General features: G+C 73.2%; 20 protein-coding genes and 1 riboswitch. Of the genes, 12 read left to right on the top strand and 8 right to left on the bottom strand.

Annotated features, from left to right (window positions below):
- Nucleotides 1–191 precede the first annotated feature (191 nt).
- The 3 genes from AB0A90_RS24285 (at nt 192) to AB0A90_RS24275 (ending at nt 3,232) form a co-directional block, all read left to right on the top strand.
- The gene (locus AB0A90_RS24285; RefSeq protein ID WP_357252020.1) at nt 192–1,454 is read left to right on the top strand and encodes a DUF2786 domain-containing protein; all 1,263 of its coding nucleotides are present in this window, start codon (nt 192–194) and stop codon (nt 1,452–1,454) included.
- A gap of 138 nt (nt 1,455–1,592) precedes the next feature.
- Entirely contained in the window at nt 1,593–1,958 is a 366-nt protein-coding gene (locus AB0A90_RS24280; protein WP_357252017.1) for a YciI family protein, read from the top strand.
- Nucleotides 1,955–3,232: a DUF6596 domain-containing protein gene (locus AB0A90_RS24275; protein WP_357252014.1), complete on the top strand. Its 1,278-nt coding sequence runs from the start codon at nt 1,955–1,957 to the stop codon at nt 3,230–3,232. The genes AB0A90_RS24280 and AB0A90_RS24275 overlap by 4 nt, the downstream gene beginning before the upstream one ends.
- 24 nt (nt 3,233–3,256) lie before the next feature.
- Here the strand turns inward: AB0A90_RS24275 and AB0A90_RS24270 are convergent, their stop codons facing one another.
- The 7 genes from AB0A90_RS24270 to AB0A90_RS24240 all read right to left on the bottom strand — a co-directional run bounded on the left by AB0A90_RS24270 (nt 3,257) and on the right by AB0A90_RS24240 (nt 9,325).
- On the bottom strand, nt 3,257–4,705 hold the full coding sequence (locus AB0A90_RS24270) for an alpha/beta hydrolase (protein WP_357252011.1): 1,449 nt from the start codon (nt 4,703–4,705) through the stop codon (nt 3,257–3,259).
- Between the two features lie 120 nt (nt 4,706–4,825).
- Nucleotides 4,826–5,095 (bottom strand): hypothetical protein, encoded by a 270-nt coding sequence (locus tag AB0A90_RS24265; protein WP_357252009.1) that lies wholly within the window; start codon nt 5,093–5,095, stop codon nt 4,826–4,828.
- Entirely contained in the window at nt 5,092–5,439 is a 348-nt protein-coding gene (locus AB0A90_RS24260; RefSeq protein WP_357252006.1) for an ArsR family transcriptional regulator, read from the bottom strand. Before AB0A90_RS24260 ends, AB0A90_RS24265 begins: the two co-directional genes overlap by 4 nt.
- 165 nt (nt 5,440–5,604) lie before the next feature.
- A complete protein-coding gene (locus AB0A90_RS24255) occupies nt 5,605–5,778 on the bottom strand; it encodes a CsbD family protein (RefSeq protein WP_036410891.1) in 174 nt (57 codons plus the stop codon).
- 77 nt (nt 5,779–5,855) lie between these two features.
- Nucleotides 5,856–8,108 carry a heavy metal translocating P-type ATPase gene (locus AB0A90_RS24250; protein WP_357252003.1) on the bottom strand — a complete coding sequence of 751 codons (2,253 nt, stop codon included), beginning with the start codon at nt 8,106–8,108 and terminating at the stop codon, nt 5,856–5,858.
- A gap of 12 nt (nt 8,109–8,120) precedes the next feature.
- Nucleotides 8,121–9,101 carry a hypothetical protein gene (locus AB0A90_RS24245; RefSeq protein WP_357252001.1) on the bottom strand — a complete coding sequence of 327 codons (981 nt, stop codon included), beginning with the start codon at nt 9,099–9,101 and terminating at the stop codon, nt 8,121–8,123.
- Nucleotides 9,102–9,115: 14 nt separating this feature from the next.
- The gene (locus AB0A90_RS24240; protein WP_355027246.1) at nt 9,116–9,325 is read right to left on the bottom strand and encodes a copper ion binding protein; all 210 of its coding nucleotides are present in this window, start codon (nt 9,323–9,325) and stop codon (nt 9,116–9,118) included.
- A 95-nt stretch (nt 9,326–9,420) separates the two neighbouring features.
- Here AB0A90_RS24240 and AB0A90_RS24235 point away from each other — a divergent pair, with 95 nt between their 5' ends.
- The 3 genes from AB0A90_RS24235 to AB0A90_RS24225 all read left to right on the top strand — a co-directional run bounded on the left by AB0A90_RS24235 (nt 9,421) and on the right by AB0A90_RS24225 (nt 12,602).
- Nucleotides 9,421–9,717: a metal-sensitive transcriptional regulator gene (locus AB0A90_RS24235; RefSeq protein ID WP_355027247.1), complete on the top strand. Its 297-nt coding sequence runs from the start codon at nt 9,421–9,423 to the stop codon at nt 9,715–9,717.
- A gap of 193 nt (nt 9,718–9,910) precedes the next feature.
- The gene (locus AB0A90_RS24230) at nt 9,911–11,281 is read left to right on the top strand and encodes a YibE/F family protein (RefSeq protein ID WP_357251996.1); all 1,371 of its coding nucleotides are present in this window, start codon (nt 9,911–9,913) and stop codon (nt 11,279–11,281) included.
- Nucleotides 11,282–11,447: 166 nt separating this feature from the next.
- Nucleotides 11,448–11,578: riboswitch (cyclic di-AMP (ydaO/yuaA leader) on the top strand.
- A 4-nt stretch (nt 11,579–11,582) separates the two neighbouring features.
- Nucleotides 11,583–12,602 carry a hypothetical protein gene (locus AB0A90_RS24225; protein WP_357251993.1) on the top strand — a complete coding sequence of 340 codons (1,020 nt, stop codon included), beginning with the start codon at nt 11,583–11,585 and terminating at the stop codon, nt 12,600–12,602.
- A gap of 57 nt (nt 12,603–12,659) precedes the next feature.
- On the opposite strand, the gene AB0A90_RS24220 is transcribed toward AB0A90_RS24225, so the two are convergent.
- Complete coding sequence (locus AB0A90_RS24220; protein WP_357251990.1) at nt 12,660–13,382, bottom strand: carbonic anhydrase; 723 nt, start codon at nt 13,380–13,382, stop codon at nt 12,660–12,662.
- 225 nt (nt 13,383–13,607) lie between these two features.
- On the opposite strand from AB0A90_RS24220, the gene AB0A90_RS24215 reads away from it, so the two are divergent.
- The 6 genes from AB0A90_RS24215 to AB0A90_RS24190 all read left to right on the top strand — a co-directional run bounded on the left by AB0A90_RS24215 (nt 13,608) and on the right by AB0A90_RS24190 (nt 17,094).
- The gene (locus AB0A90_RS24215; protein ID WP_357251986.1) at nt 13,608–13,943 is read left to right on the top strand and encodes a MarR family winged helix-turn-helix transcriptional regulator; all 336 of its coding nucleotides are present in this window, start codon (nt 13,608–13,610) and stop codon (nt 13,941–13,943) included.
- Between the two features lie 104 nt (nt 13,944–14,047).
- Nucleotides 14,048–14,407: a hypothetical protein gene (locus AB0A90_RS24210; protein WP_357251983.1), complete on the top strand. Its 360-nt coding sequence runs from the start codon at nt 14,048–14,050 to the stop codon at nt 14,405–14,407.
- A gap of 150 nt (nt 14,408–14,557) precedes the next feature.
- Entirely contained in the window at nt 14,558–15,355 is a 798-nt protein-coding gene (locus AB0A90_RS24205) for a hypothetical protein (protein WP_357251980.1), read from the top strand.
- A gap of 85 nt (nt 15,356–15,440) precedes the next feature.
- A complete protein-coding gene (locus tag AB0A90_RS24200) occupies nt 15,441–15,782 on the top strand; it encodes a YkvA family protein (RefSeq protein WP_357251977.1) in 342 nt (113 codons plus the stop codon).
- 31 nt (nt 15,783–15,813) lie between these two features.
- Nucleotides 15,814–16,221 carry a TIGR03618 family F420-dependent PPOX class oxidoreductase gene (locus AB0A90_RS24195; protein ID WP_357251974.1) on the top strand — a complete coding sequence of 136 codons (408 nt, stop codon included), beginning with the start codon at nt 15,814–15,816 and terminating at the stop codon, nt 16,219–16,221.
- Nucleotides 16,222–16,449: 228 nt separating this feature from the next.
- Nucleotides 16,450–17,094, top strand: a complete 645-nt coding sequence (locus AB0A90_RS24190; protein ID WP_357251971.1) for a C39 family peptidase — start codon at nt 16,450–16,452, stop codon at nt 17,092–17,094.
- Nucleotides 17,095–17,105: the final 11 nt, after the last annotated feature.

Raw genomic sequence — 17,105 nt, 5'->3', positions numbered from 1 at the left:
CACGGCCGGCACCGCGCACGGCCGGCACCGCGCACGGCCGGCACCGCGCACGGCCGGCACCGCGCACGGCCGGCACCGCGCACGGCGGCAACATCCCCGTTTCGCGCCTTCGGGGCCTCGCGCGGCATGATCATGGAGCTGGGGCGGGTCGGGCAGCCTCGCCCGCAGCGGAACCCGAGAAGGAGGTGCCAGTGCCGGACGCGGACGAACTCGTCGCCAACGCGCTCGCGGCGGTGCGCGGCACCGACGTACGGAAGGCCGAACGGCAGCTGGACCAACTGATGGTCGGCACCGGCGCCGCGGACGGCACCACGGCGGTGGACGCGGCGTTGCTGCGCCGCCTGGTCCGTGGTCTGGCGCGGCTCTGGCCGCGCGGCTGGCAGCCCGTCGACGTGGACCGGATCACCGGGCGGCGGCTCGACGGCCGCGCGGCGCGACTGGTCCGGGACGCGATGGCCGTGCAGCGGCGCGAGCAGTCGGATCCGGTCCCGGCCTGGTTCGACGAGCAGTTGCGCGCGTTGGCCGCCGAGGTGCGGGCGGACGACGACCGGGTGTTGTCCGGCTGGTCCGCCCGGGAGGCGCTGGACCGGGTCGACGCGCTCCGTACGGCCGTGGACGTCCTCGCGCTGGTGGAGAGCCTGCCACCGATCGCGGTGCTGCGCCCGCCACCCGGGTCGAGCGGGGCGGCGACCGCCCGGTCGGCCGGTCCGGCGCGCAGCGGGTCGCCGATGCTGGACCGGGTCCGGGCGCTGCTGGCCAAGGCCGAGTCGACGACCTTCCCGGCCGAGGCGGAGGCGCTTACCGGTAAGGCGCAGGAGCTGATCGCCCGGCACAGCATCGACGAGGCGTTGCTGGCCGCCGGGGCGGAGCGCGGCGACGTGCCCGGCGGGGTACGCCTGAGCACCGACACCCCGTACGCGGGCGCGAAGGCACTGCTGGTGCAGGAGGTGGCGGCGGCGAACAGGTGCGAGGCGGTCTGGTCCGACGATCTCGGCTTCGCCACCGTGCTGGGCTGGCCGGCCGACCTGGTGGCGGTGGAGTTGCTCTACACCTCGCTGCTGGTCCAGGCCACCGCCGCCATGCTGCGCGGGCGGGTCGAGCGGCGGCAGGGGTCGGGGCGGCGGACAAAGGTCTGGGACGAGTCGTTCCTCAACGCGTTCGCGCTGCGGATCGGCGAACGGCTGCGCGCGGCCACCGAGGCGGCAACCGACGCGGCGGACCAGGCGGCGGCCGAGACGGCCGGGGCGGAGCGACTGTTGCCGGTGCTCGCCGCCCGGGGCGAGGCGGTCCGGGAGCGGCTGGACACGCTCTTTCCCGGCGTCACCCGCCACCGACTCAGCGTGCGCGACGCCGAGGGCTGGTCGTCGGGCACCTCGGCCGCCGACCGGGCGTCGCTGGACGTCGGCGGCGGGCGGAAGCCCCGCCAGGTGCCGGGCCGACCTGATCGGCGCTGAACCGCCCGGCGTGGGACCACCACCGGCGGCGATATCTGCGATTTTCTGCGCTACGCCGTAGGGAACGGATTGTCGGCTCCGACCCTCCGGTGAGTCGCGCCCCGACCGGGGTGCGACACGAGTCTGAGGAGCGTCGCCATGAAGTACATGCTGCTGATCTGGAACCGGCCCGGCTTCACCGAGGAGCTTTCCGAGCAGGACCGCACCGCCCTGTTCGGCGAGGTCGACGAGATCATGAAGGAGTTGACCGAGACCGGCGAGCTGATCGGCGGCCAGGCGCTGGCCAACCCGTCGCAGACGTTGACGGTTCGGGCCGTCGACGGCCGGGCCGAGGTCATCGACGGGCCGTTCATGGAGAGCAAGGAGCAGTTCGCCGGTTACCTGGCGGTCGACTGCGACAGCCCGCAACGGGCCGCCGAGATCGCCGCCCGCTGGCCGGACGTGCGCTTCGGCGGCGCCATGGAGGTTCGCCCGATCATGGACGAGTCCGGAGCGGAGATGTGACCGACGACCGGACGGTCGAGGATCTGCTGCGCACGGTCGCGCCGCAGGTCCTCGGCCTGCTGGTTCGCCGGCACGGCCAGTTCGACAGGTGCGAGGACGCGGTCCAGGAGGCGCTGCTCGCCGCCGCGACGCAGTGGCCCACGCAGGGCGTACCGGACAGTCCGCGCGCGTGGCTGCTCACCGTGGCCACCCGCCGGCTCACCGACGAGTGGCGCAGCGAGAACGCCCGCCGGGACCGCGAGCTGGCGGTGACGCTGCGCGAGCCGGCGTACGCCGGGGTGGCACCGGCGGCCGACGCGGAGCCCGCGGTGGCGGACGCCGACGACACCCTCACCCTGCTGTTTCTCTGTTGCCATCCGGCGCTGACCGGATCGGCGCAGGTGGCGCTCACCCTGCGCGCGGTCGGCGGCCTCAGCACCGCCCAGATCGCCCGGGCGCACCTGCTGCCGGAGGCGACGATGAGCCAACGGATCCGCCGGGCCAAGCAGCGGATCGAGGCCGCCGGAGCCCGGTTCACCATGCCCGGTCCGGCGGAACGGGACGAGCGGCTGCGCACGGTGCTCCGCGTGCTCTACCTGATCTTCAACGAGGGCTACACCGCGTCCAGTGGCCCGGATCTGCACCGGGCCGAGCTGACCGGCGAGGCGATCCGGCTGGCGCGCATCCTGCACGGACTGCTGCCCGACGACGGCGAGGTGAGCGGGCTGCTGGCGTTGATGCTGCTCACCGACGCGCACCGGGCGGCCCGGCTCGGCCCGGACGGGGAGTTGGTGCCGCTCGCCGAGCAGGACCGCACCCGGTGGGACGTCGCCGCCAGCACCGAGGGGATCGCGCTGATCACGGACGCGTTGACCTGGTCGCCGCCCGGGCCGTACCAACTCCAGGCGGCGATCGCCGCAGTGCACGCCGAGGCCCGGACGGCGGCGGAGACAGACTGGCGGCAGATCGTCGCGCTCTACCGGCTGCTGGCCCGGATCGCGCCGAACCCGCTGGTCACCCTCAACCAGGCGGTGGCGGTGGCCATGGTGGACGGGCCACGGGCCGGGCTGGCCCTGCTCACGGCCCTGGACGCCGACGAGCGCACCGCCGGGCACCACCGGCTCGCCGCCGTCCGGGCGCACCTGCTGGAGCTGGCCGGGGAGGTCGGCGCGGCGCGGGAGGCGTACCTGGAGGCGGCCCGGGGCACCACGAGCCGGCCCGAGCAGCGGTATCTGGAGCTGCGCGCCGCCCGGCTGGCGGGAGTGCGACGGCCGCCGACCGCCGGGCAGGTCTGACCCCGGCGGCCGGCAGCGGCGCGGTCACACGTCGGGGTCGACGGCCGGGCAGGTGGCGCCCCGGGCCGGCACCTTCTGGTCGAGCAGGTAGGCGTCGACGGCCCGCTTGACACACGGGCTGGTGCTGTAGCTGCCGTGCCCCCAACCCGCGTAGGTGAGCAGCACGCCGTGCCGGCCCAACTGCCGCGCCACGTTCGTGGCCCAGTTGTACCCACTGGCCGGGTCGTGCACGGTGGCGGCGATCAGCAACGGCACGTCGGTGCGCACCCGCAGCCGGTGCTGCGGGTTGGCGACCGGCGTCGGGGTGCCCAGGCAGGTCGCGAGGGCGAACACCGCCGTCGGGTACCGCAGGTCGGGCGCGAGCCGGGCCACCCGGCGCAGGTGTTCGTCGTACTCCCGGTAGTCGCGGACCGGCAGGCTCCAGTCCTGGCAGAAAACCGCGAAGGGGTACGGCGCCACGGCGTCACCCGTGGACGGGCCGGCGCTTCGCACCGTGGCGGGGGCTTCCATCGCGCCCAACCACTCGGCGAGCCCCGGCCAGCGCCAGGTGTCGTAGAACTCCCGGTGGGTGAGCCGGCTCAACTCGAACGGGGTCAGCACGACACCGGGCCGTTTCGGGTCGGTGAGCGTGCCGGCCTCGGCTCGGGCGCGCAGCCCCTCCCAGAGGGCCCGGAAGTCCCGCCCACGCAGGGCGCAGGCGGCGGACCTTTCACACCAGGCGACGAACTCGTCGAACGCGTCCTCCGAGGTGACGGCCTGGGTGTCCAGGAAGGCGCGGGTGCCGACGCTGTGGTCCACCGCGGCCTCCAGCACCATGGCCCGGACCCGGTGCGGGAACAGCTCGGCGTACTGCTCACCGAGCAGGGTGCCGTACGAGCTGCCGTGGAAGGTGAGCTGCCGCTCGCCGAGCGCGGCGCGGATCGCGTCCAGGTCGCGGGCGGCGCTGATCGTGTCCACGTGGTCGTAGAGCGGCCCGGTGCGCGCCCGGCAGTCGGCCCGCAGCAGCTCGTTGCCGGCCAGCGTGGCGTCGAACTGGGCCTGGTCGGCGATCAGTTGCGGCTGCTGGGCGAGCAGGGCCCGGGAGCAGACCACCGGGTTGCTGCCGCCGGTGCCGCGCGGGTCGAAGCTGACGATGTCGAACCGGCGGCGCAGGTCGGCGCTGAACCGGGAGCTGCCGTCGACCACCCGGTCGACGCCACTGTCGCCCGGCCCGCCGGGGCCGAAGACCAGCGTGCCCTCGCGGGTGGCCGGCTTGGCGACCCGGCGGGCCAGCGCGAGGTCGAAGCGCTCCCCCCGGGGCCGGTCCCAGTCGACCGGCAGTGACAGGGTGCCGCACTCGGCGGAGTCGTCGGCGGCACAGGGCTGCCAGTCGATCGTGGGCTGGGCGGCGGCCGGGCTCGCCGGGGTCAGGCCGGCTGCCGTGAGGGCCAGGGCGACCGCCCAGGCGACGGCGGATTTGCGGACGTGCGGCATGAGGTGCTGTCCTCTCCGTGAAGGAGCGTTGCCGGTGAAACTCGCCCACCGGGCGAGGTGATGCTGCTTCCACCCGGGCCGTCGAGTAGCCGCTCGACGGCCCGGGGCCTTCGTCAGCGGTCAGTCGACCTCGACCAGGACGCGTTCGACGGTTGTCATCCGGGTCTCCATCCCGGCGAGCCGGCCGTCCATCGCCGCGAGCAGCCGGGCGTTCTCCGCCTGGGCCTGAGCGGCCTGCTCGGCGAGCCTGCGGTAGTCGTCCGCGCGGGACGCCTCGTACCGGGCCCGCCGGGTCTTGGCGAGCTGCACGATGGTCACCGTGACCACGCTGACCAGGAAGGCGAAGATGCCGATCGCGCCGACCACCTCGGTCCAGTCGTGCCCGCTCATCGGTTCCCTCCTGGTTGCTCGACCGAGTCGGGCACGGTCAGCGTCTCGGCCGCCGCCGCGATGATCTCGGGGGTGAGGGTGAGCACGAACGGCTGCACCTCGTAGTAGTTCATGGCTTTCCCGTCCTCCGACAACTCCAGGCTCGCGGTGACCAGCCCGGCCGCCGCCAGCTTCCGTAGGTGGACCTGCAACAGCGCTCGGCTGATCCCCAGTTGCCGGGCCAGCCCGCTGACGTAGGCACGCTCGCGGGCCAGCGCGGCGATGATCCGCAGCCGGTGCGGGTTGGCCAACGAGGCCAGCACCCGTACCAGGTCGTCGCCGATCGGCGATGGAGCGCTGCTCACAACCGGCCCTCGCACATGCAAAGAGAAGTTAGCAGGTATGCCGACGCGGCGATACGGACCGAGGGTGGAATCAGGGGGTTCTCAGGGTCGCGGAACGGGGCCGGACACACAGACACGCCGGGCCGGTGAGTGATCACCGGCCCGGCGTGCGGGTTACGTCGTACGTCAGCTCTTGAAGGCGTCCTTGATCTTCTCGCCGGCCTGCTTGAGCTTGGCCGTGGACTGGTCCGCGCGACCCTCGGCCTCGAGCTGCTCGTTATCGGTGGCGCGACCAGCGCCTTCCTTCAGCTTGCCGGTCGCGTCCTCGGTGGCGTTGTTGATCTTGTCGTCGAATCCCATTGCCAACCTCCATTGCAAGCGTCGCTGCTACGACACCACCAGTACCCCCACCGTCACCGGTCCAACCATTGCCGCCGTCACAGTCCGCGACCGACAGCGGCCGGGCGGAACCGGCGCAGCCGCAGGCTGTTCGCCACCACGAAGACCGAGGACAGCGCCATCGTTGCGCCGGCGATCATCGGGTTGAGCAGCCCGGCGGCCGCCAGCGGCAGGGCCGCCACGTTGTAACCGAACGCCCAGAACAGGTTGCCCCGGATGATGCCCAGCGTGCGGCGGGACAACCGGATGGCGTCGACGGCGGCGTCCAGGTCGCCCCGGACGAGGGTGAGGTCGGACGCCTCGATCGCCACGTCGGTGCCGGTGCCCATCGCCAACCCCAGGTCGGCCTGGGCCAGAGCCGGGGCGTCGTTGACCCCGTCACCGACCATCGCCACCGACCGCCCCTGCGCCTGCAGCCGCTTGACCACGTCGACCTTGCCGGCCGGCAGCACCTCGGCGATCACCTCGTCGATGCCCACCTCGGCGGCGATCGCGCGGGCCACCGTGGCGTTGTCCCCGGTCAGCAGGACCGGAGTGAGCCCCAGTGCCCGCAGCCGGGCCACCGCCGCCCGGCTGGTCGGCCGGACCACGTCGGCGACCGCGAGCACGCCCCGGGCGCGCCCGTCCCAGGCCGCGACGATCGCCGTACGGCCGGCGGCCTCCGCGTCGCGGACGGCCCACTCGACCTCCGGCGGTACGTCGATTTCCCGCTCCCGCAGCAGCCGGATCCGACCGATGAGCACGGTCCTTCCGTCGACGGTGCCGGTGACGCCCAGCCCTTCGAGGTTGCCGAAGCCCGTCACCGGGGGCAGCGATCCCTCCTCGGCGGCGCCCGCCGCGACCGCGCGGGCGATCGGATGTTCGGAGGCGGCCTCCACCGCACCGGCGAGCCGGAGCAGCTCGCCCCGATCCGCGCCACTCGTCGGGACCACGTCCACCAGGGTCATCCGGCCGGTCGTCACGGTGCCGGTCTTGTCCAGCACGACGGTGTCCACCCGGCGGGTCGACTCCAGCGCCTCCGGACCCTTGATCAGCACACCGAGTTGGGCGCCCCGACCGGTGCCGACCAGCAGCGCGGTCGGGGTGGCCAGGCCCAGCGCGCAGGGGCAGGCGATGATCAACACGGCGACGGCGGCGGTGAACGCGGCGGTCGGGCCGGCCCCGGTGCCGAGCCACCAGCCGAGCGTGCCCACGGCGAGGGTGATGACGATCGGTACGAAGACACCGGAGATCCGGTCCGCGAGGCGCTGCACGGCGGCCTTGCCGCTCTGCGCCTGCTCGACCAGGTCGGCCATGCGGGCGAGTTGGGTGTCCGCGCCGACCCGGGTGGCGCTGACGATCAGCCGTCCGCCCGCGTTGATGGTGGCGCCGACCACGCCGTCGCCGGGACCGACCTCGACCGGCACCGACTCACCGGTGAGCATGCTGGCGTCGACGGCGGAGGTGCCCTCGTCGACCACCCCGTCGGTGGCGATCTTCTCCCCGGGACGCACCACGAACCGGTCACCGACGGCGAGCCGGTCCACCGGGATCAGGGTCTCCACCCCGTCGCGCAGCACCGCCACCTCCTTGGCACCGAGGTCGAGCAGGGCGCGCAGGGCCGCACCGGCGGTCCGCTTGGACCGGGCCTCGAAGTAGCGGCCGGCCAGGATGAACACCGTCACCCCGGCGGCCGCCTCCAGGTAGATGGTGCCGGCGCCGTCGGTGCGGGTGATGTCGAAGCGGAACGGGTGCGTCATCCCGGGCATGCCGGCGTCACCCAGGAAGAGCGCCCAGAGCGACCAGCCGAACGCGGCCAGGGTGCCGAGTGAGACAAGCGTGTCCATGGTGGCCGCGCCATGGCGCAGGTTGGTCCAGGCGGCCCGGTGGAACGGCAGCCCACCCCAGACCACCACCGGGGCCGCGAGGGTCAGCGACAGCCACTGCCAGTAGTCGAACTGCCAGGCGGGGACCATGGCCAGCAGGACCACCGGCACGCTGAGCGCCACCGAGACCCAGAGCCGGGTACGCGGGCCGCGCAGCGGATCCGCCGGCTCCTCGGCCGTCGGCGGGGCCGGCAGCGCGGCCGTGTACCCGGTCTTGCGCACGGTCTCGATCAGGTCGTCCGGCGTGACGCCGTCGGCGTACCGGACGGTGGCCTTCTCGGTGGCGTAGTTGACGGCGGCGCTCACGCCGTCCATCCGGTTGAGCTTCTTCTCGATCCGGGCGGCGCAGGCGGCGCAGGTCATCCCGCCGATCGCCAACTCGATCCGGTTGGGCGCCGCGGGCAGCGGTCTGCTGGTGGTGGTCATCGTGTGGTCCCGTCAGTTGTGCCCGTGTCCGGGGGTGCCGTGGTCGGCGCCCCCGCTCGGCGCGGGTCCGCTCGGGTTGGTGCCGGTCGGCGGGGTGTCGGTCGGCGGGGTGCCGGCGACGACGGTGAACTCGGCGGTGTGCACCGTCCCGCCGTGCTGGAAGTCGAGGTAGAGCCGGTAACTGCCGGCCGAGGGCACCTCGGCGAGGAAGCTGACGGCCGGGCCGGGCCGGGTCCGCCCGTCGCCCGGCGTCCCGTCCGGATGCACGTGCAGGTACGCGAGGTCACCCCGGCGCAGTGCCACCAGGTGCCCGTACGCGCCCAGGTAGGGCTCCAGGTCGGTGACCGGTCGACCGTCCCGGCTGACGGTGAACGTGAGCGGGGCGGTGCGGCCGGGCTGCGGCGAGCCGGTCAGGGTGACCGTGTAGCCGTCGACGGTGGTGCTGGTCGCCGGTGCGGGCAGCTGTCGTTCGGTCAGCTCACCGGGGACTGTCACGTCGACGCCGAGCGTCAGCGGCTCACCCCCGGTCGGGGCGAAGTCGGCGAACGCCCGCCACTGCCCGGGGCCGGCCAGCGGCGTGCCGACCCGCCAGGTGCCGTCCGGAGCCAGGTCGGGGTGCACGTGCCGGAAACCGGAGAGGTCCCGTCGGACCACGATCAGGTGCATCCTCTTGTCGTGCGCCACGTCGTACCGGGTCACCGGTTGGCCGTCCGGACCGGTGATCCGGAAGGCGAACTCGTCGGCCGGGGCGTCGACCGGGTCGAGGGTGTAGCCGCGGTCGGAGACGAGCAGCCCACCGGGAATCCGGTCGGCCGGGTCGCCACCCTCTCCGGTCGCCGGGACGGCGTCACTGTCGTGCCGGCTCTCGGTGCCCCCGTCGTGCCGGCTCTCGGCGACCGGGGCGCGGTCGGCCACCCGGCCGATGCCGTACGTCGCTCCGAAGATCGCCGCGAGGCCGACAGCGAATCCGACAAGTCTCGTCCCGGTACGCATGTCGGCCCCTCCGCTCACGCGTCGACGAGGTCGTAGCCGGCCTCGTCGACAGCGGCCCGGACGACCTGAACGTCCAGCGGCTGCTCGCTGCTCACGGTGACCTGCCCGGTCGCGAGGTCGACCTGGACGTCGCGGACTCCCGCGATGGCGCCGACCTCGGCGCTCACCGCGCTGACGCAGTGCCCACAGGTCATTCCCTGCACCTGGAACGTCGTGTTGACCATCGGATCGTCTCCTTCGCCGTACCGGTACCCGGTGGGGGTATCACCACCGGACTGCACCGTACCATACCCCCCAGGGGTAGGCTATCCTGGTCGGCATGAGCGCACCCACTCCGATCCGCGGGTACACCGCCAGCAAGGACCAGCTGCTCGCGCGCCTCCGCCGAGTCGAGGGTCAGGTCCGCGGCATCGAGAAGATGGTCGACGACGACCGCTACTGCATCGACGTGCTCACCCAGATCTCCGCGATCCAGGCCGCCCTGGACAAGGTGGCGCTGGGGCTGCTCGACGGGCACGCCCGGCACTGCATGCACGAGGGGGCCGCCGAAGGTCGGGCCGACGAGATGGCCACCGAGATGATGGCGGCGGTCGGCCGGCTGATGAAGCGCGGTTGACGACACGCCCGCGGGTGCCGGCACCCGCGGGCGCGGGGTCGGTTTCCGGGCAACCGGGGCCGGGCACTGACCGTCCGTGATCGCGTGGTCGTCGGTCCGCGATCCGCCGCGCCTCGCGCCGCCTTTCGGCGAGGACACTGAACCGCGCGGCGCGCTGACACGTATCCCGCACCGGATCGTTGGGAGTCTCGACTTGGGTTCCGACCACGCCCGTCCCACTCCGTCCGCCCCACCCCGGGTGCGACGGATCCTCGTCATGACCGTGGTGCCCCTCTTCGTCGCCACCGTGGTCGCCGCGGCGCTGCTCTGGCCGCGCGGAGGAGCACCGCAGACCGACGGCGGAGCGGACGTGCCGCGCTACGCCGGCACGGTGACGCGGGTGGTGACCGAGCCGTGCCCGCCGCTGCCGGAGAGCCCCGAGGGCACACCCAGAGTCGGCACCGGGCCGTGCGGCACTGTCGACGTCCGCGTGGACGAGGGGCCCGCCGCCGGCCAGCAGGTGCAGACACCGGTGCCCGACGGGCCGGGCGCGCCACGTGTCGACGTCGGCGACGAGATCATCCTGGTCGAGTTGACCGATCCGACCGATCCCACGGTCAGCAACTGGAACATCGCCGAGCATCAGCGCGGCACCCCGCTGGTGTGGCTGGCGGTGGTCTTCGCCGCCGCGATCGTCGCGTTCGGCCGGTGGCGGGGGTTGGCCGCGCTCGCCGGGTTGGCGGCCAGCTTCGCCATCCTGCTCACCTTCGTGCTGCCGGGCATCGGCGCCGGCCGGTCACCGCTGCTGGTGGCGGTGGTCGGTGCCGCCCTGATCATGTTCGTGGTGCTCTATCTGACCCACGGCGTCACCGCGCAGACCTCGGTCGCGGTGCTCGGCACCCTGGGCAGCCTGGTGCTGACCGGCGCGCTCGCCACCGTCGCCACCGCGGCGACCCACCTCACCGGCTTCGGCAGTGAGGACGCCACGACACTGTCGATGTTCCAGGGTGACGTGGACCTGCACGGCCTGCTGCTCGCCGGGATCATCATCGGTTCGCTCGGGGTGCTCGACGACGTGACGGTCACCCAGGCGGCCACCGTCACCGAGCTGTCGAACGCCAATCCCGGGCTGACCCGCTTGCAGCTGTACCGCGCGGCGACCCGCGTCGGCCGGGCGCACATCGCCTCCACTGTCAACACCATCGTGCTGGCGTACGCGGGCGCGTCGCTGCCCCTGCTGCTCCTGCTCACCGCCGACGCGCGGCCGATCGGGCAGTTGCTCACCAGCGAGTTCCTCGCGCAGGAGATCGTCCGTAGCGCGGTCGCCACCCTCGGGCTGATCGCCGCCGTGCCACTGACCACCGGGCTGGCCGCGATCGTGACCGCCGCCGGGCGCACCGAGACCACGCCGCCCGCCGAGGTCGCTCGGCCGCGCCCCCAGGCCGACCGGGCGGAGGCGCTGGCCGCCCTCAGCTCACCGCGCACCTCTCGACCCGACGAGCCGGACCAGACGCGGACCCCGCCCCCATCCACCGCCACCGACGGGTGGCCGGAGTCGAACAGGAGCACGGATACGGCATGGTGACACTCCTCAGCGTGACCAGATCGGGCCTCCCCCCTGAGAACCGCGTCACTGGTCACCCAACGCTATGGCGAAATGACACTTTTGGTCGGCATCCAGGCGTAGCTCACCCAGTCGACTCTCGGGTAACCTCGCTGCCGGTTACCGATGAAGGCGCGAAGCGGCGCCTGCGGTGCCACCGCCCAATCGCCAACCGGCGAGCCGGGGACCCAGGTGTGTGGGGTGAATCCGCGTCAGCGGTAGGGGCCACTTCCGCCCCGAACCCGTCAGCTAACCCGGTCGGCGGTCGACGGAAGGGAACATTGTGACGGCACCCCTACGCCGCTGGCTGACACCCGTGGTGGCCGTGATCGCCGCACTGACCGTGCTCGCCGGCCCCCTCCCGGCCCACGCCGCCCCGACGACCCCCACACCGTCCGGGCACGAGGAGGACGACGAGCCCAAGCTGCTCAACGACGTCATCGAGCAGGTGAACCGCGACTACTCCGCCGCCAAGTCCAAACTGGACAAGTCCAAGAAACGGCAGTTGGAGTTGGCGCTGGAGGTGGACCGGGCCAAGGCCGACCTGGACGCGCTGGCGCCACAGGTCGGGCAGATCGCCTCCCAGTCGTACCGGACCGGTCGGATCGGTGCGCTGGCGATGCTGCTCGAGAGCAACGCCCCGGACACGTTCGTGCAGCGCGCCGCGATGCTCGACGAGATCAACATGGTGAACGAGAACAAGCTCGCCGAGGTCAACGCGGTGAAGGCCCGTGCCGAGCAGGCCAAACTGCTCCTCGACACCGAGGTCCGCGAGCAGCAGAAGCAGACCGCCGTGATGGCCAAGCGCAAGAGCGAGGCCGACAAGGCGCTCGCCCTGGTCGGCGGCAAGGGCTTCACCGGCGGCCTGGTGGACGCCACCTCGCCGGTCGCCAAGATCGGCCCGGGTCGCACCGCCGACGGCGACTGGAAGGCGCAGTCCTGTAGCGAGAAGGACCCCACCACGTCCGGCTGCGTCACGCCGCGCACACTGCACGCGTACAAGGAGGTCAGGCGGGCCGGCTTCACCCGGTTCGTCGGCTGTCACCGCAATGGTGGACCGTACGAGCACCCGAAGGGCCGCGCCTGCGACTGGTCGCTCCAGAAGAGCGGCTTCTCACCCTGGCACAACGAGGACACCCGGACGTACGGCAACAACGTCGCCGCGTTCCTCATCCGCAACGCGGACCGGCTCGGCATCTACTACGTGATCTGGAACCGGCAGATCTGGTTCCCGGCGACCGGCTGGAAGTCGTACAGCGGGCCGTCGAACCACACCGACCACGTGCACATGTCGATGCTCTGACCCGCAGCATCCTTCGTCGAGGGCCGTTCCGCGTCGCGCGGGGCGGCCCTCGACGCGTCAGGCGGCCGCGACCGGTTCGGCTGACGCGGTCGGCACGCCGAGCGCCGCGAAGCCGGCCGGCACGGCGGCCACCGGGCGCACCACCCCGGCGGCGAGCCGGTACGACACACCCACCACCGCGCACCGCCCCTGCGCCACCTCGGCGGCCAGCACGGGCGACTGCCCGAGCAGCGCCTCGACGGTCTGCGCGATGTGGATGTCGACGATCCCGTCGATGTCGTCCACGCCCTCGGTCTCGGCCCGGCGCAGGCTGGGCAGCACGGCATCGACGACCGCGCCCAGGTGCCCGGGGGGCTGGGTGCCGGTCGCGACGGTCTCCCGCGCCGCCTGCACCGCCCCGCACGAGTCGTGGCCGAGCACCACCACCAGCGGGGTGCCGAGGACGGTCACCGCGTACTCCACGCTGCCGAGGACCTCCGGACCGGCCGTGTGCCCGGCCGTGCGGACCACGAACAGGTCACCCAGCCCCCGGTCGAAGATGATCTCGGCGGCCAGCCGGGAGTCGGAGCAGCCGACGATCACCGCGAACGGATGCTGCCCGTCGGCCACGGCGGACCGGCGCCCGGCGTCCTGGTTGGGGTGGCGCGGGACCCCGCTGACGAAGCGCTGGTTGCCGGCGGTCAGCTCGGCGTACGCCCGGGCCGGCTCGGTGGGTGCGGACGCCTGGTCGGCGATCCGCTGCGAACCCGGCTGGCCGCCGGGAGTTCCAGGACGACTCATCCCCGCACCTCGTCTTCATGCGTCTGACCTGGTCAGAGGGCTTATCAGCGGGCCGGCGGCGGCGCTGGCTCGGGCTCCACCGTCACACGCACCGTAAGATGCGTCAAGGTATGCGTGATTTAGATTTCATACGTTGACACCGGTTCGACCCCTGGGTGCCGCACCGGACGCACGACGGGCGAGACTCCCGGGGGCAGGGCGGACGCCCGGAGAGGCGGTCACACGATGGGGAGCACGGCGACGGGTGCCACCGGCGGCGGGCGGAACTGGACGTTCCTCACCAACCACGGGCACGTGCTGCTGGCCATCGCCCGCGACCCCACCGCCCGGCTACGCGACGTCGCTGCGGAGGTCGGGGTGACCGAACGGGCCGCGCAGGCGATCGTCGCCGACCTGGAGGCGGAGGGTTACCTGCACCGCACCCGCGTCGGACGGCGCAACGAGTACACCCTCAACCCGGCCGGTCGGTTCCGGCACCCCGCCGAGGCCGACCGCCAGGTCGGTGACCTGCTCGCGCTGTTCGCCGAAACGCCCACCACGGAGGTCGCCCCCGAGGTCTGACCCACGCGACACCCACCCTCCACAGTGCACATGGTGGTGGCGGTCACGCCGACCCGGGCCATCGCCGTGCTGCGCCACGGCAGAGCAGGCGTTAGGTTGGTCGGGTGTCGTCCGCAGTGTTGATCCGCCCGGCCCGTTGGGCTGTGCTGCGGTCACTGCGTGAGCTGACCCGACTGGCGATCACCGCGCTGGTGCTCGCGGTCGGCCTGGGCGGCGCCCTCGCCGCGACCCCACCGCCCGCCTCGACGCAGCTACGGCCCAGTGCCGTGAGCAGCCGGGTGGCGAGTGTCCGTCCCGATGCCGCGCCGGCCACCGAGCGGACGGCCCAGCCCGCTGCCGCCCGGCCGGCTGACCCGGCGGGCACCACCGCGCTGACCTCGCCGATCGCGGAGAGCCGGGGTCAGGCCCCGGCCATCGATCCCGGCCGTGGCACCCCCGCGCGACGCGGTCCACCCGTCCGCTGAGCCTGGCCCGGTGATCCCCGGGGGCCTTGCCCGGCCCCGGGTAGTCCGTCGCAGCAGCTGAGTCGCCCCGACGGGATGACCCGTCGCCCGCTGCCGTCGGGCTCCTCCTGCCACCCGTCGATACCCGCCTTCGACCGCGAGGTGCTGATCATGCAAACCGTTCTCTCCGCCGCCCTGCCCGACCTGTCCCGAGCCGCCGTCATCTGGCTGAGCCTGCTCGGGTTCGTCGGCGTCGCCGTCGCCGCTCTGCTGCTACGGCCCGGCCGGCTCCGCCTCGACCCGGGTGCCCGGATCCGCCGCGCGGCCATGCCGAGCCAACTCGAACAGGCGCAGGAGGAACGGGAGCAGAGCCGCTACGCGCAGGAGGTCGCCGTGGCCGCGACGCGGGCGACCACCACCGCGCAGCGCCGCCGAACGGAGTGGGTGGCCGCGCAGGAGGCGGTCGAGGCAGCCTGGCAGACGTACGAGGCGGCCGAGGCGGCCGTCCGGCGACTCGACGCGGCAGCCGCCATGCCCCTGCCGCAGACCGCCCGCACCCCCGCCGAGTACGCGGACCGCGAGCGCTACCTGCACCGTGCCGCGCTGGACGCGTACTGGCGGCGGGAGTTGTCGGTGGAGCAGCTCAGCGACGTCTTCGCGCACCGCGACGGCTGGGACCCGCGGCTGCACCCGGTCGCACAGGAGCTGGTGCTGCGGCGGGCGATTCGCGACAACCTGGCGGCCCGGCACGCCGCGGCTCGCGAGCAGGAGCAGGTTGCCTGGCGGGCGGCCGAGTTGGCCGTCGCGGCGGCCCGCAGTCTGCGCGAGGAGGCCCACGCGGCCACCGGGCGACGGGTCGCCGAGTCGGCGTCGGTGCTGCCGCTGAGCGAGGTGGTCAAGCCGTCGGTCGAGCAGACCCGGGAAAACACGGTGACCGCTCGCGGCCGCGCGGCGGTGCCCGCGTTCTGAGCCGCGCGGCGGTGCCCGCGTTCTGAGCCGCGCGGCGGTGCCCGCGTTCTGAGCCGCGCGGTTCCCGGTGGGTTAGCGTGACGGCATGTCCCGAGAGGCGTGGGTCCTCGTGGTGATCGCCGGCATCCTGGCCATCGCCACACTTGTCGGTGCCGTGGTGCTGGCGGTACGGGTGGTGCGTACGCGGCGGATGTTGACCGGGCTCGGCACCGGCGGCAAGGTCGCCTTCTACGGCGCGCTGATCTACACGATCTTCCCGATCGACGTCCTTCCGGACCCGATCTACCTGGACGACATGGGTGTCCTGGCCGGCGCGCTGATCTACCTCACCCGGCTGGTGCACAAGCGCCGGGCGGCCGCCCACCAACTGCCCGGCCAGCCCGATTCGTCGACCGATCGGGAGCGGGCACGCCGCCAGGTGCCATGATCGGGGTCGATTCGGTGAACAGGGGACGGACATGGCGGGCGATCATCGGTTGGACGTGCACGACGAGCGTGTCGTCGCCTTCTGCGCGGAACGGCACCTCGCGACCCTGACCACCATTCGTGCCGACGGGACCCCACACGTCGTACCGGTCGGGGTGACCCTCGACCCGGCGGCCGGGCTGGCCCGGGTCATCACCTCCGGCAGCTCCCGCAAGGCCCGTCAGGTGGCCGCCGCCGGTGCGGCGGGCGCGGCGGTGGCGGTCTGCCACGTGGACGGCCGCCGCTGGCTGACCATCGAGGGCCGGGCGGTGCTGCGATCGGATCGGGCCGCCGTGGCAGAGGCGGAGCGACGCTACGCCGAGCGGTATCGCACCCCTCGTCCGAATCCGGAACGCGTCGTCATCGAGATCACCGTCACCGGGCTGCTCGGCAGCCTCTGACCCCGAGGTACGCAGGAATCCCGCCCGGCCGGCCGTCGTTGCACCCTCTCGCGACGCCCGTACCTCCGCGGCCGGCGGAATGCCCGCCGGAGCAGGGCCGTTACGTCCCCGGTACGGCAGCGGCCCAGACCGCCGCTGGTCGTCGCCCCCGGTGCTGAGCCGAGCGCCATTCCCGGTGCTGCGCCCTCCGCCAGTTGGAGGCGCCAACCCCCGAACGGAGACTCGACCATGAACCCGATCATCCAGAAGAGCGGGCTGTCCGTCGTCGGCATGCTGGTCGCCGGCGGTTGTGCCCTCGGCCCGGCGATGGCCGCCCAGGCCGCACCGGCTCCGGCCGCGCCGACCTCGTCGAGCCAGAGCGACCGGTCCGCCGAGCGGGTCCTGAGCGTCGACTACCAGGCGCAGCCGAACTTCTTCTACTGCGGCCCGGCCGCGACGCGGATCGCGCTGTCCGCCCAGGGCAAGGCGCTCTCCCAGGACGAGGTGGCCACGCTGCTCGGCACCACCGAGGCGGGCACCCCGTCGGCTCTGGACACCACCCGGGTGCTGAACGAGCTGACCGGCGGTAAGTACCGGACCACCGAGATTCGTGACTCGGTGGCCCGCCCGGACCAGGTCGAGCAGCTACGCCGGGACGTGCGGGCCGCGGTGGACGCCGGCCGACCGGTGGTCGCCAACATCAAGGGCACCACCGTGGACACCGCCGGCAACCCGCACTCGTACGAGGGTGGCCACTACGTGGCCCTCGTCGGCTACGGCGACGGTGGCGACACCATCCGGGTCGCCGACCCGGCCGACCCGGCGCTCGGCGAGTACTGGATGAGCCTGCCGAAGGTCGCCAACTGGATCGCCGAGCGCGGCTACTCCTCCTGACCAACCCGAAC

It is taken from the genome of Micromonospora sp. NPDC049204 (assembly GCF_040647935.1).
Taxonomy (GTDB): Bacteria; Actinomycetota; Actinomycetes; order Mycobacteriales; family Micromonosporaceae; genus Micromonospora.
Note: the sequence above shows the minus strand (reverse complement) of the source record. Positions and strands in the feature narration are given on the sequence as shown.

Excerpts from the sequence above, each read along its gene's own strand:
- AB0A90_RS24195 (WP_357251974.1), top strand. The coding sequence starts at position 15,814 with ATGGCGGGCGATCATCGGTTGGACGTGCACGACGAGCGTGTCGTCGCC.
- AB0A90_RS24200 (WP_357251977.1), top strand. The coding sequence starts at position 15,441 with ATGTCCCGAGAGGCGTGGGTCCTCGTGGTGATCGCCGGCATCCTGGCC.
- AB0A90_RS24255 (WP_036410891.1), bottom strand. The coding sequence starts at position 5,778 with ATGGGATTCGACGACAAGATCAACAACGCCACCGAGGACGCGACCGGC.
- AB0A90_RS24250 (WP_357252003.1), bottom strand. The coding sequence starts at position 8,108 with ATGACCACCACCAGCAGACCGCTGCCCGCGGCGCCCAACCGGATCGAG.
- AB0A90_RS24190 (WP_357251971.1), top strand. The coding sequence starts at position 16,450 with ATGAACCCGATCATCCAGAAGAGCGGGCTGTCCGTCGTCGGCATGCTG.
- AB0A90_RS24270 (WP_357252011.1), bottom strand. The coding sequence starts at position 4,705 with ATGCCGCACGTCCGCAAATCCGCCGTCGCCTGGGCGGTCGCCCTGGCC.
- AB0A90_RS24235 (WP_355027247.1), top strand. The coding sequence starts at position 9,421 with ATGAGCGCACCCACTCCGATCCGCGGGTACACCGCCAGCAAGGACCAG.
- AB0A90_RS24215 (WP_357251986.1), top strand. The coding sequence starts at position 13,608 with ATGGGGAGCACGGCGACGGGTGCCACCGGCGGCGGGCGGAACTGGACG.
- AB0A90_RS24245 (WP_357252001.1), bottom strand. The coding sequence starts at position 9,101 with ATGCGTACCGGGACGAGACTTGTCGGATTCGCTGTCGGCCTCGCGGCG.
- AB0A90_RS24265 (WP_357252009.1), bottom strand. The coding sequence starts at position 5,095 with ATGAGCGGGCACGACTGGACCGAGGTGGTCGGCGCGATCGGCATCTTC.
- AB0A90_RS24240 (WP_355027246.1), bottom strand. The coding sequence starts at position 9,325 with ATGGTCAACACGACGTTCCAGGTGCAGGGAATGACCTGTGGGCACTGC.
- AB0A90_RS24220 (WP_357251990.1), bottom strand. The coding sequence starts at position 13,382 with ATGAGTCGTCCTGGAACTCCCGGCGGCCAGCCGGGTTCGCAGCGGATC.
- AB0A90_RS24280 (WP_357252017.1), top strand. The coding sequence starts at position 1,593 with ATGAAGTACATGCTGCTGATCTGGAACCGGCCCGGCTTCACCGAGGAG.
- AB0A90_RS24205 (WP_357251980.1), top strand. The coding sequence starts at position 14,558 with ATGCAAACCGTTCTCTCCGCCGCCCTGCCCGACCTGTCCCGAGCCGCC.